Genomic DNA, 15,620 nt, shown 5'->3' with positions numbered 1-15,620 from the left:
AAGCCTGATTTCAGGCACCCATCGACCGGCAGTTTGGCGGCGACGGACGACGCCAACCGCAGCCGTGGATTTAGGTTGTACCGTTGGAAATAATAGGCGGTTGTCCCAACGCCTGGCTCGGCGCGGCAGTCTTTCTTGAAGCTAAAGCCATAGCGTGCGTCTCCTCACTGACGAGGGGAGCGTGCGTTAAACAAAGATGACGAAGCCGTTATTCTGGCTCCGTCATCCCGAGCAGTTCTCAGAAATAATTCTGCAGAGGCCGGACTTCGAGGTTGCCGGCCTTCAGTGCCTTGATCGCCATGGCGGCGGCTTCCGCACCGGCCATGGTGGTGTAATAGGGCACCTTCTGCATCAGCGTCGCGCGGCGAAGCGACTTCGAGTCCGAGATCGCCTTGTTGCTGTCGGTCGTGTTGATGACGAGCTGGACCTGGCGGTTGCGGATGGCATCCTCGATATGCGGACGGCCTTCCAGAACCTTGTTGATCTTCGTCGCCTCGATGCCGTTTTCGGCCAGGTAACGCTGCGTGCCGCCGGTTGCGAGCACCTTGAAGCCCAGCTCGGTCAACATGCGGATGGCTGGCAGGACACGCGGCTTGTCGTCGTCGCGGACGGAGACGAAAACCGTTCCGTCGCGCGGCAGTTCGACACCCGCGCCAAGCTGCGACTTAGCGAAAGCCAGCGCGAAATCCGTATCCAGGCCGATGACTTCGCCGGTCGAGCGCATTTCCGGGCCTAGCAGGGTGTCGACGCCCGGGAAGCGGGCGAAGGGGAAGACGGCTTCCTTGACGGCGATGTGCTTCAGCTTGCGCGGATCGGGCTTTTCGCCATAGGCGGCGAAGGTCGCATCCAGCTTTTCGCCGGCCATGACGCGGGCGGCGATCTTGGCGATCGGCGCGCCGATGGTCTTGGCGACGAAAGGCACGGTGCGCGAAGCGCGCGGGTTGACTTCGAGCACGTAGACCGTGTCGTCCTTGATGGCGAACTGCACGTTCATCAAGCCGCCGACGTTCAGCGCCTTGGCCATGGCTTTCGCCTGGCGCTCCAGCTCATCAATCATGGCAGGTGACAGCGTGCGCGGCGGCAGCGAGCAGGCCGAGTCGCCCGAGTGAATGCCGGCCTCTTCGATATGCTCCATGATCCCGGCAATGTAGGCGTCGGTGCCGTCGGACAGGCAGTCGACGTCGACTTCGATAGCGTTGGTGAGATAGCTGTCGAACAGCAGCGGGTTCTTGCCGAGCAGGGTGTTGATCTGGCCGGTCTTGTCGTTCGGATAGCGCGCCTTGATATCTTCCGGCACCAGTTCCGGCACGGTGTCGAGAAGGTAGGTCTGCAGCATGCTTTCGGAATGAATGATCTGCATGGCGCGGCCGCCGAGCACGTAGGACGGGCGCACAACGAGCGGGAAGCCGATTTCGCCGGCAACGAGGCGAGCCTGCTCGACGGAATAGGCGATGCCATTGTTCGGCTGGTTGAGGTCGAGCTTCATCAGCAGCTTCTGGAAGCGGTCGCGGTCTTCGGCAAGGTCGATCGCGTCCGGCGCGGTGCCGAGGATCGGGATGCCGTTCTTTTCCAGCGCTTCGGCGAGCTTCAGCGGCGTCTGGCCGCCGAACTGGACGATGACGCCGACCAGCTCGCCATTCTCCTGTTCCGCCTTGAGGATCTCGATCACGTCTTCGGCGGTCAGCGGCTCGAAATAGAGCCGGTCCGAAGTATCGTAGTCGGTCGAGACGGTTTCCGGGTTGCAATTGATCATGATCGCTTCATAGCCGGCATCCTTCAGGGCGAAGGCGGCGTGGCAGCAGCAATAGTCGAATTCGATCCCCTGGCCGATGCGGTTCGGACCGCCGCCGAGGATGACGACCTTCTTGCGATCGGAAACCTGCGCTTCCGTGCGGGCAGCACCGACGAAGGGCGTCTCATAGGTCGAATACATATAAGCGGTCGGCGAGGCGAACTCGGCGGCGCAGGTGTCGATGCGCTTGAAGACCGGACGGACGTTCAAGCCGTTGCGCAGTTCGGCAACTTCCTTCGGGCGTTTGCCTGTCAGCGTGGCGAGGCGCGCATCCGAGAAGCCCATGGCCTTCAGCATGCGCAGGTTGGCAGCATCTTCCGGCAAGCCATGTTCGCGAATGCGGGCTTCCATGTCGACGATCGCCTTGAATTGGGCGATGAACCACGGGTCGATCTTGCAGCCTTCATGCACCTCCTCGGGCGACATGCCGAGGCGCAGCGCCTGGGCGACCATGCGAAGGCGGTCGGGAGTGGGGGTGCCGATGGCGGCGCGGATGGCGTTCTGGCTGCCTTCGCCCTCTTCGGTGCCGGGAATTTCGATCTCATCGAGACCGGTGAGGCCTGTTTCCAGGCCGCGAAGCGCCTTCTGCAGCGATTCCGCGAAGGTGCGGCCGATCGCCATGACTTCGCCGACCGATTTCATCGCGGTGGTCAACACCGGCGAGGCACCGGGGAATTTCTCGAAGGCGAAGCGCGGAATTTTCGTGACGACGTAATCGATCGAGGGTTCGAAGGATGCCGGCGTCGCGCCGCCGGTGATGTCGTTTTCAAGTTCGTCCAGCGTATAGCCGATCGCCAGCTTGGCCGCGACCTTGGCGATCGGGAAACCGGTGGCTTTCGAGGCGAGGGCGGAGGAGCGCGACACGCGCGGGTTCATTTCGATGACGACGAGGCGGCCATCCTTCGGATTGACTGCGAACTGCACGTTCGAGCCGCCGGTCTCGACGCCGATCTCGCGCAGCACCGCGATCGAGGCGTTGCGCATGATCTGGTATTCTTTGTCCGTCAGCGTCAGTGCCGGAGCGACGGTGATCGAATCGCCGGTATGAACGCCCATCGGGTCGATGTTTTCGATCGAGCAGATGATGATGCAGTTGTCCGCCTTGTCGCGGACCACTTCCATCTCGAATTCTTTCCAGCCGAGCACCGATTCTTCGATCAGCACTTCCGTGGTCGGCGAAGCATCGAGACCACCGCCGACGATCTCGAAGAATTCCGAGCGGTTATAGGCGATGCCGCCGCCGGTGCCGCCGAGGGTGAAGGAAGGGCGGATGATGGCGGGCAGGCCGACATGATCAAGCGCCTGTGCGGCGACCGCCATGGCGTGGTTCATATAGCGCTGCTTGCGGTCGCTTTCGCCGAGGTTCCACTGGTTTTCCAGCTCGTCCAGCGCCTTGTCGAGCTCACCGCCGGAAAGCTGTGCCTTCAGCTTAGTGCGCTCGGCCTCATGCGTCTTGCGGTCGGCATCCTTGATATCGGTGGCATTCGCCAGCATCGAGCGCGGGGTTTCGAGGCCGATGCGGGCCATGGCTTCGCGGAAGAGGGCGCGGTCTTCGGCCATGTCGATCGCGGCCGGCTTGGCGCCGATCATCTCGACATTGTAACGGTCGAGCACGCCCATGCGCTTCAGCGAAAGCGCCGTATTGAGCGCCGTCTGGCCGCCCATGGTCGGCAGCAGCGCATCCGGGCGCTCCTTGGCGATGATCTTGGCAACCACTTCCGGCGTGATCGGCTCGACATAGGTCGCGTCCGCCAGGCCCGGATCGGTCATGATCGTTGCCGGGTTGGAGTTGACGAGGATGACGCGGTAGCCTTCCTCCCTAAGCGCCTTGCAGGCCTGTGTGCCGGAATAATCGAACTCACAAGCCTGGCCAATGACAATCGGTCCTGCACCGATAATGAGGATCGATTTGATATCTTGGCGCTTCGGCATGGGCTCACATCCGTTTTTTGTTGCGCGAAAAACCGGCCAGGGTGGGAGATCACCGGCCGGGGCGCATGGGCATGTCTTTTCAGGCTAGAAGCGGCTTATAGGCAAATGTATTTGTAAACGGAACCCCATAAATCGCGGAATCGACAGGAATCGCGAGGAGAGGGTCGTTGCAGCGTTTAGCGCTATCGATGCCGGTCTTGACCGCCGGAACTCCGTCGCCCTCGCGAATATCCATCAATCCAATATATAGTGTGGTACAAAGCGCGAGGTGTCGCGTGTGACCGGTGTGTCGTCTTCGCGGATGCCGATGCCGGCCGGTTGTCCGGCGATGATCCAGGAACCGATGACGGTCCAGTCGTCGCCGAAGCGGGGAAGGAGCCGCAGCGCCTGCCTGATATAGCCTTCCGCGCCATAGGGGCCGTCGACCCGATAATTGCCTCCGTCCGCTTGATGGTTGACCAGCGTCACATTCGCGCCCTCGCGGGAGAGCAGCGGCTTGCGGACATATGTCTCGCCAAGGGTTTCGGCGCGGGGATCGTCATCGAAATAGGCGGGAAGCAGATTTTCATGATTGGGGAACATGTCCCATAGAACCGGCAACAGTCCCTTGTTCGAAAGCGTCAATTTCCACAGGGGCTCGATCACCCTGGTCGGCGTCGCCGGCAGATGGCGACCAAAGGGCTCGCGCACCATGTCTTCCAGCGGATAAAGCTTGAACAGGCAATCGACGCGCCGATCCTGCAAGTCGGTCAGCCAATGTTTGGCATCGACGCCGATATCGGCCATGCCGAGCAGCGTCGTCTTGCACCCTGCTTGGGCGGCGCAGTCGACGAGGTAGTTCAGTGTCACCAGATCCTCTTCCGATTCCAGAACGCCAGCGAAATGCATTCGTCCGGATGGGCCGGCGAGAAACCGCAGGGCATCGATCAGTCGCTCGTGGATCGAGTTGAATTGGTCGGCGGTCCGCGGGATTTCTCCGCGCGCCTTCATGTCCTCCAGCCATTGCCACTGGAAGACGGCGCTTTCGAACAGGCTCGTGGGGGTATCGGCATTGAATTCCAAAAGTTTCGCTGGTCCGTCGCCGCCGTAAGCGAGGTCGAAGCGGCCATAGAGATCGTGCTCCCGGTTGCGCCACGACCGGGCGACTGCGTCGTGATATTCCGGCGGGATCGCCATGCGGGACATCAGACCGGCATCGGTAACGATCCGGTCGACCGCGCCGTAGCACATTTGCAAGAGCGTGGCGGACGGGTCCTCGAGCCTGGTTTCGATCTCGTCAAGAGTGAAGACGTAGGCATGGCGTTCGTCCCAATAGCGCTCGCCGTACATGGAGTGGATGGTAAAGCCACAGGCCTCGGCATCAGCCTGCCAATCTGATCTTTCGTTGACGACCACACGTTTCATTGACGGATTTCCTCAACTCGAAAGGTGAAAACCGCGGAAGCCCCAGCCGCCGCGTTCCGTCGTTGTCGTCGAACTGGCCGAACGTTCAGAAAACCAGCGCCCGGATCCACCGCTGCCGCCCCCGCCACCGCCGGATGACGAAGAATAGGAGGGCTGGGTGTCGTCATCCTTCTTTCTCGGCGCATAATCGCGATTTGTGATCGGCGTGCTGTTGGCGAGGCTTCGCCCGGCGGCGGTTCTGAAATCGCTGCTGCCGCGCGGTTGGTATAGTGCATTGGCATTGTAGGTCTGTGCGGTGTTGCCGACGACGTAGCCGGCCATGAAAGGAATAAAATGGCCCAAGCCGGCACGGTGAGCGTCTGTCGTAGGCTGGCAATCGTTGACGCCATAGTCCTTTTCACATGCGGCGGCCGTCTCGTAGGCCGGCGCATTCTGAACACGCTCTTTTTCCGCTGCGGCAAAATCGGATCGACACCTCTCCGCCGTAAAGATGTCGTCGGCGATGCAGGCATCGACGTCCTTGTAAATCTTGGCGGTGTTACTGTCCTTCTGGCCACAGCCCGTCAGCGCCGCCGTTCCCATCAGCAGCAGTGACACACTCATCGATCGTTTCATCAAACCCTCGGCGCATAGCGCATATGTTCACGCGCCTTTACACTTCAATTATGACGTGCATGTACTTACTCAACCGCAATGTACCGCGAAACGCGGAATTGCGGTTGTCCACATGGTTATAAAATGCAACGTAAAGAATATTGGCGCGTCCAAAGACGTAGGTGGGCGCCTGAGATATTTAAAGAATACCCGCCTAGTTTTTGTTGCTGTCTAAGGTCCGAAGGACACGATGGTGAAAATTTTCTTTCCGCTTTTCATAATTTAAAGTGGCACGATATATTTCAGAATGCGTTAGAGTCTTTTGTTAGGGACCTGCATCGCCGGGAGGTGCAATATGGATTGGAAGGGGCGTCGGCAATCCGACAATATCGAGGATGAGCGTGGCTCATCGCCGATGAGCGGCGGCACGGGTGGCGGCGGCTTCCGATTTCCCGGTGGAGGTATCGGCGGCGGCGGTTTGAGTTTCCGCACCATTATCGTGCTCGTCGTGATTTTCCTGATCCTGAGGGCGATGGGCGTCGACGTTATCGGCTTGCTGCAGCAAAGCGGCATGTTGGAAGGTGGCGGACCTGGTTACGAACAGAGCGATTCCCGTGGCGGCAATGCTCCGCCCGCCAATGACGAAATGAAGCAATTCGTCGCAACGGTGCTCGCCGATACAGAAGACACCTGGACCGGCATCTTCAAGTCGATGGGCCAGACCTATACGGATCCGAAGCTGGTGCTGTTCTCCGGCAGTTTCCCCTCGGCTTGCGGGCAAGCTTCGGCGGCCACCGGCCCCTTCTATTGCCCGAGCGATCAGAAGGTCTATCTCGACATGGCCTTCTTCAAGCAGATGAAGGACCAGTTCGGCGCAGCCGGCGATTTCGCCCAGGCCTATGTCATTGCGCATGAAGTCGGCCATCATGTTCAGGACCAGCTCGGCATTCTGCCGAAGTTCAATCAGGCCCGCCAAACCATGAGCGAGGCAGATGCCAACAAGTTGTCGGTGCGCATCGAGCTGCAAGCCGATTGCCTTGCCGGCATCTGGGGCAAGTTCACGCAGCAGAAAGGCATTCTGCAGGAAGGCGACCTAGAAGAGGCGCTGAATGCCGCGCAGCAGATCGGCGACGATACGCTGCAGAAGCGCAGCCAGGGTTATGTCGTTCCGGACAGTTTCAACCACGGCACCTCGGCCCAGCGTGTGAAATGGTTCAAGCAGGGCTTCGAATCCGGCAAGCTCAGCAACTGCGATACGCTGAACAATCCGGTTTAAACGGAAATACCTTCTCCCCCGGCGGGGAGAAGGTGACGTTTCCTACTTCTCGCTATCCATATGCGCCAACTGCCCTTCCGGATAACGACCGCCGGCGGCGGCGTCCTTCGGGACTGCGCGTTCGATCGCTGAGAAATCCGCTTCGGACAATTGGACGGATAACGAGCCGAGAGCCTCGGTCAGGCGATCGCGGCGGCGGGCACCGATGAGCGGGATGATGTCCGCGCCTTGGGCGTCGACCCAGGCGATGGCGATCTGGGCGACGCTAACGCCCTTGGCATCTGCGATCTGGCGCAGTGCTTCCACCAATTCCAGGTTCTTATCGACATTGCCCGCCTGGAAGCGCGGGCTCAAGGCGCGGAAGTCGCCTTTCTGCACCGCATCCTTCTGCCAGTGACCGCTGATCAGGCCGCGGGAGAGGACGCCGTAGGCGGTGATGCCGATGCCGAGTTCGCGGCAGGTGGGCAGGATCTGATCCTCGATGCCGCGCGAGATCAGCGAATATTCGATTTGCAGATCTGCGATCGGATGCACGGCCGCCGCACGGCGGATAGTGTCGGCGCCGACCTCGGAGAGGCCGATATGCCTGATATAACCGGCCTTGATCAGATCGGCCATGGCGCCGACCTGCTCTTCGATCGGGACGTTCGGATCGAGGCGGGCAGGGCGGTAGATATCGATATGGTCAACGCCGAGGCGCTGCAGCGTATAGGCGAGAAAGTTGCGGATTGCGGCCGGACGGGCATCATAACCCAACCAGGCACCGGCGGGATCGCGCAAGGCGCCGAACTTGACGCTGAGCAGGAAATTGTCGCGCTTCAGACCTTTGATCGCTTCGCCGATCAACATTTCATTGTGGCCCATCCCATAGAAATCGCCGGTATCGAGTAGGTTGATGCCGGCGTCGAGGGCGGCGTGGATGGTGGCAATGCTCTCGGCGCGATCGGATGGTCCGTACATGCCGGACATGCCCATGCAGCCGAGGCCGATGGCGGACACTTCGGGGCCGGTCTTACCCAATTGACGCATCTGCATTTCAGGTCTCCTTCATCAGCGGCGCTACAAGGGCGTCTTCGAGATTGGTTTTACTGCATTGGCTGTTGTGCGATAATCCGTTTAAATCGAAACAGGTTGTTTGGAATTTTGCATAATGAACGATTTGCCGCTTGCCGATCTCGATGCCTTTGCCGCTGTCGCGCGCGAACGCAGTTTTCGTGAGGCGGCGCGGAAACGCCGTGTCTCCGCATCATCATTGAGCGAGGCGCTGCGGCGGCTCGAGGAGCGGCTCGGCGTGCGTCTGCTCAACCGTACCACCCGCAGCGTCACACCAACAGAGGCCGGCGAACGGCTCATCGAGCGGCTGGGACCGGCGATGGGCGAGATCGCCACCGCGCTTGACGATATCAACACATTTCGTGACAGTCCTGGCGGCACTCTGCGGCTCAATGTGCCGACCGTGGCAGCCATGGTCATCATGCCGGGCATCATCAACCGTTTCCTGAAAGCCTATCCGGGTATCTCGGTAGAAATCGTCGCCGAGGACAGTTTTATCGACGTGCTGGCGGCGGGCTATGATGCCGGTATTCGTTACGATGAGCGGCTGGAGCGCGACATGATCGCCGTTCCGATCGGGCCACGGGAGCAATGCTATGTCACCGCCGCGTCGCCGGCCTACCTTGCGGCAAATGGTACGCCCCAGCACCCGCGCGACATTCTCGACCATCGCTGTATCCGCCACCGTTTCCTCGGCAGCTCTGCCTTTCCCTGGGAGTTTGAAAGGAAGGACGAGAGGATCGTCATTTCGCCGCCCATGGTTCTCGCCACCAATTCCGTCGATATCGAGCGCAACGCCGCCTTGGAGGGACTTGGTATCATCCGAACCTTCAGGGAGTTCGTCGCGCCGCAGATTGCAAGCGGTGACCTCATACCGATTCTCGAAGACTGGGATACTGCTTTTCCCGGGCCATTTCTGTATTATGCCAGCCGCCGCCATATGCCGGCACCGCTTCGAGCCTTCGTCGATTTTCTCAAATTGGAGCAGCGGCGGATGAACGAGGGGTAGGGCGTCATCCTCATGTCAAAGATCAAAAAAATCGGTCGGTGAATCAGGAAGATTGAAGCGTTCACGCATTGTTTCCGGCAAAATCTTTAGGTAAGGGGGACGCTGCGGTTTTTCGTTCACGTTCTGTCTCTTCATGGAGATGGGGCCACCAATAGGCAAACTCCATGATCGATCAAAAATTCGTCCGTCGCGGCCTTTTCCTCGTCTTCGTCACCCTCTTCCTCGACGTCATCGGCATCGCCATCATCATGCCGGTCATGCCGAAATATCTGGAGGAACTGACGGGCGCTTCGGTCAGCGAGGCGGCAACCGATGGCGGCTGGCTGTTGCTTGCCTATGCGGCCATGCAATTCCTGTTTTCGCCGCTGATCGGCAATTTGAGCGATCGTTTCGGCCGCCGCCCGATCCTGCTTGCCTCCGTGTTGACCTTCGCGATCGACAATTTCATCTGCGCCATTGCCGGCAGCTACTGGATATTGTTCGCCGGTCGCATCCTGGCCGGTGTCAGCGGAGCGAGTTTCTCGACATGCTCCGCCTATATCGCCGACATCAGCAACGACGAGAACCGGGCTAAGAATTTCGGCCTGATCGGCATGGCCTTCGGCGTGGGTTTTGTCCTTGGACCTGTGATCGGCGGTTTCCTTGGGGAATTCGGCCCGCGCGCGCCCTTTTACGGTGCAGCGGCGGTGGCCTTCATAAACTTTATCGGTGCCTATTTCCTCCTGCCGGAAACGCTGGAAGCGAGAAACCGCCGCCGTTTCGAATTTTGGCGCGCCAGTCCGCTCGGCGCGTTACGGCAAGTGGGCCGCTATCAGGGCCTTGGCTGGGTCTTCGTTGTCATGTTCTTCAACTGGTTGGCGCATGGCGTGTTTCCGGCGGTCTGGTCCTTCGTCAGCTCCTATCGTTATGAATGGACCTCGTTGGAAATCGGCCTTTCGCTCGGCACCTACGGCATCGGCATGGCGCTGGTGATGGGGCTGGCTCTGCCTCGCATCGTGCCGGTGCTCGGCGAATGGAAGACCGTGGTGTTCGGGCTTGTCTTTTCCGGCATCGGCTTGCTTGGATATGCTTTCGCCTGGCAGGGCTGGATGGTCTATGCCGTGATCGTCGTCACCGTAATCGAAAACGTCTCGGACGCGCCGCTGCGCTCCATCGCGGCAAGCAAGGTGCCGCCATCGGCGCAGGGCGAGCTGCAAGGCGCTCTCGGCAGCTTGACCAGCATCACCGCCATCATAGGGCCGGTGCTGTTTCCCTACCTGTTCCGTTATTTTACCGACCCGTCCGCGCCCGTCGTTTTCGCCGGCGCCCCGTTCATCATGTCGGCGATCCTGATTGCAGCTGCGGTGATCGTCTTTGTCGCCAGGGTGCAGAAGAGTGAACCGAAAGCCGCGGCAGAGCCGGCTGTTCAGGAAGTGGCCTAAATATTCATCAGATATTTTGATGATACGATGAATTCTTCAGCATCGAGGCCTTGCCGGCTGGCTTTTCACGCAAAGTTGCGCTAAGCCGACAATCTTGCGCACCCTTGGGTAGGTGGTCTGCGCGTTCTTAAACCGAGTTTTCGAGATGGATATGCCGGTAGCTGCGCGCCCCTTCGCGCACGACAACAATAATTCGTGGTTTGCGCATCTCCGCGCCACCCTGGCGCTCGGCATCCCGCTGATCGGCGCGCAACTGGCGCAGCTTGGCATCAATACGACCGATGTCATGATCATCGGCCGTCTCGGTGCCGAGCAACTGGCCGCCATGGTGCTTGCCGGCCAGTTCCTGTTTACGATTTTGCTTTTCGGTTCCGGTTTTGCCATTGCCGTCGTGCCGTTGGTGGCGCAGGCCTATGGTCAGGGTGATGTCACCTCGGTTCGGCGGGCGCTGCGCATGGGCCTCTGGGCCGTCACCATCTATTGGCTGATTGCGCAGCCGGCCTTTCTTTATTCTGAACAGATCCTATTGGCCGCCGGACAGAAGCCCGACGTGGCGAAGCTTGCGAGCGATTATATTGCCATCGGCCATTTCGCGGTGCTGCCGGGCTTGCTCTACAACGTTATCCGGGCCCTGGTCAGCGCCATGGGTCGGGCAGGCGTCATCCTTTATGTCACCCTCACCATGCTGGTGATGAATGCCGTGCTCGCCTATCCCCTGGTGCTTGGCCATTTCGGCATGCCGGCGCTCGGGCTGCGTGGTGCCGCCATGGTGTCGGTCGCGGTGCAGACGGCGGGCTTTCTGTTCATCGTCGGCTATGTGCAGAGCCGCCAGGACACACGACGCTATGAAATCTTCGTCCGTCTTTGGCGGCCGGATTGGCATGCGTTGTGGGAAGTGGTTCGCCTTGGTTTTCCAATCAGCATCACGGTTTTGGCTGAGGTCAGCCTGTTCACGGCCGCTTCGCTGCTGATGGGGCAAATCGGCACGATCGAGCTTGCCGCGCATGGTATCGCGCTGCAATGGGCATCGATCGCCTTCATGATCCCGCTCGGCCTCAGCCAGGCGGCGACCGTGCGGGTCGGTGTCGCGCATGGACAGGGCGATCACTTCGGGCTGAAGCGGGCAGCCATCGTGGTGCTCATCGTTTCGAGTTGTATTGCGTTCTGCGGCAGCATCCTGTTCGCGACAGCACCATCCTGGCTCGGAAGCTGGTTCCTTGACGTCAAGTCGGTCGACGCGCCGCAGGTGCTCGCCTATGCGGCGCCGCTGATCGTCGTGGCTGGCCTGTTCCAACTCGTCGACGGCCTGCAGGTGGTCGCCAGTGGTCTGCTGCGTGGCCTGAAGGATGCGCGCGTACCGATGATCATGGCGCTGATCGCCTATTGGCCGATCGGTTTCTTCCTGGCATGGCTGCTGGCCTTCCCGCTTGGCTTCGGCGGGATCGGCATCTGGATCGGCTTTTTGCTCGGCCTTGGCTCGGCCGCGACCATGCTCTGCGCGCGATTCTATATCCTGATGCGCTCCGAGAAATTGGCCGGCTGAAGCCCGGCCAATTTTGATATCTGGCGGCGAGACTGCTGACAAAAATTGACAGCATGTTCGTCTATAGTCATCTCATACCAACGACGGGAGATGACCATGACATTCAAAGCAAGCGATCATATTGATGCCGCGCTTTTCCCGCGGGAAGATTCCTCTGATCAGGGCAAGATGGTTCGCCTCTTCCCGCACGCCAACGCGTCCGGCCGGCGGCCCGAGCCGGTGCAGAAATCCTATTGGCTCGCCGTTGCCAGCGCGGAACATGTTCGCCATGGGAAAGAGCAGGGCTTCATGCAGGTTTGCCACGGCAAACCGGGGCCGCTGAAGCGCATCAAGCCCGGTGACGGTATCATCTATTATTCTCCATCGATAACGATGGGAGGCAAGGACGGTTTCCAGAGCTTCACAGCCATTGGCTATGTCCGTGAGGGCGAGCCGTATCCGGCGCAGATGGATTGTGGAAAGGCCTATCGCCGCGATGTCGACTGGCTCGATGCGCCCGAACAGCCGCTCCGTCCATTGCTGGGCTGGCTGGATTTTACCCAAGACAAGAACTGGGGCTACAAACTGAGGTTCGGGCTTGTCGCCTTTGGCGCGTCCGATTTTGAATTCCTGCAGGAGATCATGACGAGCGAGTTGGAAGTCGTGAAGCAGCGTCGCCTGCAGGCGTAAGCCGATGTGAAGACATATTCCTCCCAAGTCGACACACAAAAAAAGCCTCGGATTGTTTGCCAATCCGAGGCTTCTTTTTATGGATTCGGGCAGTCGGTGTGCTCAGGCGCGCTCGGCCAAAGCCGGTTCGCCCTTCTTCTCGCGCACGAGATTGACGAAGCGGCGGAAGAGGTAGTGGCTGTCCTGCGGGCCCGGGGAAGCTTCCGGGTGGTGCTGCACGGAGAAGACCGGCTTGCCGGCAACGCGCAGGCCGCAATTGCTGCCGTCGAAAAGAGAAATGTGAGTCTCTTCAACGCCTTCCGGAAGGCTGTTCGAGTCGACTGCGAAGCCGTGATTCATCGAGACGATCTCGACCTTGCCCGTGGTGTGATCCTTGACCGGGTGGTTGGCGCCATGATGGCCCTGATGCATCTTCGCCGTCTTGGCGCCGAGCGCGAGGCCGAGCATCTGGTGACCGAGGCAGATGCCGAACAACGGGATTTCCGTCTTCAGCAGGTCCTTGATGACAGGCACGGCATATTCGCCGGTTGCCGCGGGGTCGCCGGGACCGTTCGACAGGAAAATGCCGTCGGGCTTCAGCGCCAGCACGTCACCGGTGGATGCGGTTGCCGGCAATACGGTGACCTTGCAGTCGAGGCCGGAGAAGAGGCGCAGGATGTTGCGCTTGACGCCGTAGTCGAGGCAGACGACGTGATATTTGGCGTCGTCGGCATTGAGTGCGCCATAGCCTTCGTTCCAGATCCAGGGCGTCTGCGCCCATTGCGACGATTGGCCTGAAGTGGCGACCTTTGCGAGATCTAGGCCTTCCAAGCCGCTCCAAGCCTTCGCATCCGCCTTCAACTGCTCGATGTCGAAGACGCCGTTCGGGTCATGGGCGATGACGCCGTTCGGCATGCCGTTTTCGCGGATCCAGGCGGTCAGCGCGCGGGTGTCGATGCCGCACATGCCGATGATACCGCGAGCCTTCAGCCACTGGTCGAGATGCTTTGCGGCGCGATAGTTCGAAGGATCGGTGATATCGGCCTTGAAGATGACGCCGACGGCGCCGTGGCGGGCGGCAGGCGTCAAGTCTTCGATGTCTTCGTCGTTGGTGCCGACATTGCCGATGTGGGGGAAGGTGAAGGTAACGATCTGACCGAGATAGGAGGGATCGGTCAGGATTTCCTCGTAGCCGGTCAGCGCCGTGTTGAAGCAGACTTCGGCTTGGACCTTGCCGGTCGCGCCGATACCCTTGCCTTCGATTACGGTGCCGTCGGCGAGGACGAGCAGGGCACTCGGCTTTTCAGTTGTCCATGGGGCTGTCGCGGTCATTCTCATCCCGTTTCCGGCGTCGTGCGCGGCCTTGAAAAGACCGGGGGCTTCCGCCATGTTTGTGCAGATTGCAGCCGGCGACGCGCGTCGCGGCTTGAGACCTTCATATCGATCTAATGTGCAGGTGCTGGACATAGCCAAACAAGGCCTGTCGGTCAATGCGCCCCGTTCGTTTCCCACCAAGGAATTCGCGGGCTTTCGATCGGCCGGACGTAATTGCATTGATCGCCGCTCATGGTCTATGAGACTGGCAACATGAAATGAGAGGCTGGGCGATCGTCGCCGGCCTGCTTAGGGAGTTTAAGACATGATCCGCGAAACGCTTTCCACCGCCCAGAAGGATGCCATGAAGGCCAAGGACGCGGCGAGGCTTTCGACCGTGCGCCTCATCCTCGCCGCGATCAAGGACAAGGACATCGCCAATCGTGGTCTCGGCAAGGAACAGGCGAGTGACGACGAGATTTTGCAGTTGCTCGCCAAGATGATCAAGCAGCGCGAAGAGTCGGTGAAGATCTACATCGATGGTGGCCGCCCGGAACTGGCCGACAAGGAGCGCGAGGAAATCGCTGTTATCCAGGGCTTCATGCCCGAGCAGCTTTCCGACGAGAAGGTGCGCGAGATCTGCGTCGCTGTCGTCGCCGAGCTCGGTGCGCAAGGCCTGAAGGACATGGGCAAGTGCGTCGCTGTCCTGCGCGAGCGCTATGCCGGGCAGATGGATTTCGCCAAGGCTTCGGGGATTCTCAAAGAGCTGCTGAAGTAAGTATTGGTGGCTCCGTCGGCGCTGGCTCGGGCTGCGCGCCGAAGGCCTCTTCCCAGACGGCGCCGATGATGGCGAATTTTTCCGCCTGGTAATCCCAATATTCCTGAATGAAGCCGCGCGAGAGCCAGAAGTGGCTCTTGCCCGGACTACCGGTCCAGCCCACGCTTCCCATACTCGATGCCTTGCTCATCAGCCGCTTCACATGCGTTCTTGAGATTAGGAATCGGTCGCAGATTTCGGTGAACGAAATCGGGCCAATGACCATTCTTGCCGCTGTCGGATCGATCGTTGCGATGCGGGACATCAGGTAATCCATCACCACGCCGCCGGAATTTGCCCAAGTGAAGAGATCGAAGGTCTCGCCGGGATGACGCACCCGGTCGTTGGCAATGATTCTTGCTGCGATCAGATGGATATAAATCCATTTCGATAGATGTTCCACCGCCGATTCGGTCGGCTCTATTGGTCGCAGACGCTTGATTGGTGGATCGGCCAGATAACGCAAAAAGCGGTAGGTCAGCATTTCCTGGATGAAGCTCAGCGCCGTATTGTGGCTGGCGATCTCATGTTTGAGAACGTAATCGACAAAGCGGCGGGCATATAAGCCCGGCTGCTCTCCATCGATTCCGCCGTAATACAGTCCGAGGCCGGCTTGGGCCATCAGCCAGCGCTGCTGCGAAGCAAAAATTGAGCTTGCGCGTGGATTGTCAGCGTAGGCGGCAACCATCTCCCGCGCGCAGCCGAGAACAGCCGTGAAGAAACCAAGGTCAGAGGTAAGCTCTTCCGCAGCGAACGACATATAGTGATTTCCGATGAATTAGGGAATTCATTGGCATCGCAGTATCAATTGTCAATT

General features: G+C 59.8%; 12 protein-coding genes. 6 read left to right on the top strand and 6 right to left on the bottom strand.

Going from position 1 to position 15,620, the window contains the following annotated elements; translation table 11 throughout:
- Window positions 1-238: 238 nt before the first annotated feature.
- The 3 genes from carB to QA648_RS09860 all read right to left on the bottom strand — a co-directional run bounded on the left by carB (window position 239) and on the right by QA648_RS09860 (window position 5,731).
- The gene (gene carB / locus QA648_RS09870; protein ID WP_104823703.1) at window positions 239-3,724 is read right to left on the bottom strand and encodes a carbamoyl-phosphate synthase large subunit; all 3,486 of its coding nucleotides are present in this window, start codon (window positions 3,722-3,724) and stop codon (window positions 239-241) included.
- Window positions 3,725-3,958: 234 nt separating this feature from the next.
- Window positions 3,959-5,128 carry a glutathionylspermidine synthase family protein gene (locus tag QA648_RS09865; RefSeq protein WP_283046547.1) on the bottom strand — a complete coding sequence of 390 codons (1,170 nt, stop codon included), beginning with the start codon at window positions 5,126-5,128 and terminating at the stop codon, window positions 3,959-3,961.
- 12 nt (window positions 5,129-5,140) lie between these two features.
- Window positions 5,141-5,731: a DUF1190 domain-containing protein gene (locus QA648_RS09860; protein WP_283046545.1), complete on the bottom strand. Its 591-nt coding sequence runs from the start codon at window positions 5,729-5,731 to the stop codon at window positions 5,141-5,143.
- A gap of 346 nt (window positions 5,732-6,077) precedes the next feature.
- Here QA648_RS09860 and QA648_RS09855 point away from each other — a divergent pair, with 346 nt between their 5' ends.
- Entirely contained in the window at window positions 6,078-6,998 is a 921-nt protein-coding gene (locus QA648_RS09855) for a neutral zinc metallopeptidase (RefSeq protein ID WP_283046543.1), read from the top strand.
- A 42-nt stretch (window positions 6,999-7,040) separates the two neighbouring features.
- Here QA648_RS09855 and QA648_RS09850 read toward each other — a convergent pair whose 3' ends face one another.
- Complete coding sequence (locus QA648_RS09850) at window positions 7,041-8,033, bottom strand: aldo/keto reductase (protein WP_283046541.1); 993 nt, start codon at window positions 8,031-8,033, stop codon at window positions 7,041-7,043.
- 115 nt (window positions 8,034-8,148) lie between these two features.
- On the opposite strand from QA648_RS09850, the gene QA648_RS09845 reads away from it, so the two are divergent.
- The 4 genes from QA648_RS09845 to QA648_RS09830 all read left to right on the top strand — a co-directional run bounded on the left by QA648_RS09845 (window position 8,149) and on the right by QA648_RS09830 (window position 12,693).
- The gene (locus QA648_RS09845) at window positions 8,149-9,060 is read left to right on the top strand and encodes a LysR family transcriptional regulator (protein ID WP_283046539.1); all 912 of its coding nucleotides are present in this window, start codon (window positions 8,149-8,151) and stop codon (window positions 9,058-9,060) included.
- A gap of 164 nt (window positions 9,061-9,224) precedes the next feature.
- Window positions 9,225-10,481: a TCR/Tet family MFS transporter gene (locus QA648_RS09840; protein ID WP_283046538.1), complete on the top strand. Its 1,257-nt coding sequence runs from the start codon at window positions 9,225-9,227 to the stop codon at window positions 10,479-10,481.
- A 145-nt stretch (window positions 10,482-10,626) separates the two neighbouring features.
- Window positions 10,627-12,024: an MATE family efflux transporter gene (locus QA648_RS09835; RefSeq protein WP_283046537.1), complete on the top strand. Its 1,398-nt coding sequence runs from the start codon at window positions 10,627-10,629 to the stop codon at window positions 12,022-12,024.
- Window positions 12,025-12,120: 96 nt separating this feature from the next.
- Window positions 12,121-12,693, top strand: a complete 573-nt coding sequence (locus tag QA648_RS09830) for an EVE domain-containing protein (RefSeq protein ID WP_104823695.1) — start codon at window positions 12,121-12,123, stop codon at window positions 12,691-12,693.
- Between the two features lie 102 nt (window positions 12,694-12,795).
- On the opposite strand, the gene carA is transcribed toward QA648_RS09830, so the two are convergent.
- A complete protein-coding gene (gene carA / locus QA648_RS09825; RefSeq protein WP_283046535.1) occupies window positions 12,796-14,004 on the bottom strand; it encodes a glutamine-hydrolyzing carbamoyl-phosphate synthase small subunit in 1,209 nt (402 codons plus the stop codon).
- Window positions 14,005-14,311: 307 nt separating this feature from the next.
- Here carA and QA648_RS09820 point away from each other — a divergent pair, with 307 nt between their 5' ends.
- Window positions 14,312-14,764 carry a GatB/YqeY domain-containing protein gene (locus QA648_RS09820; protein WP_283046533.1) on the top strand — a complete coding sequence of 151 codons (453 nt, stop codon included), beginning with the start codon at window positions 14,312-14,314 and terminating at the stop codon, window positions 14,762-14,764.
- Here QA648_RS09820 and QA648_RS09815 read toward each other — a convergent pair.
- Complete coding sequence (locus tag QA648_RS09815; protein ID WP_283046531.1) at window positions 14,745-15,563, bottom strand: hypothetical protein; 819 nt, start codon at window positions 15,561-15,563, stop codon at window positions 14,745-14,747. The genes QA648_RS09820 and QA648_RS09815 overlap by 20 nt on opposite strands.
- Window positions 15,564-15,620 lie beyond the last annotated feature (57 nt).

It is taken from the genome of Rhizobium sp. CB3171 (assembly GCF_029714265.1).
In the GTDB taxonomy this organism is placed as follows: domain Bacteria; phylum Pseudomonadota; class Alphaproteobacteria; order Rhizobiales; family Rhizobiaceae; genus Rhizobium.
Note: the sequence above shows the minus strand (reverse complement) of the source record. Positions and strands in the feature narration are given on the sequence as shown.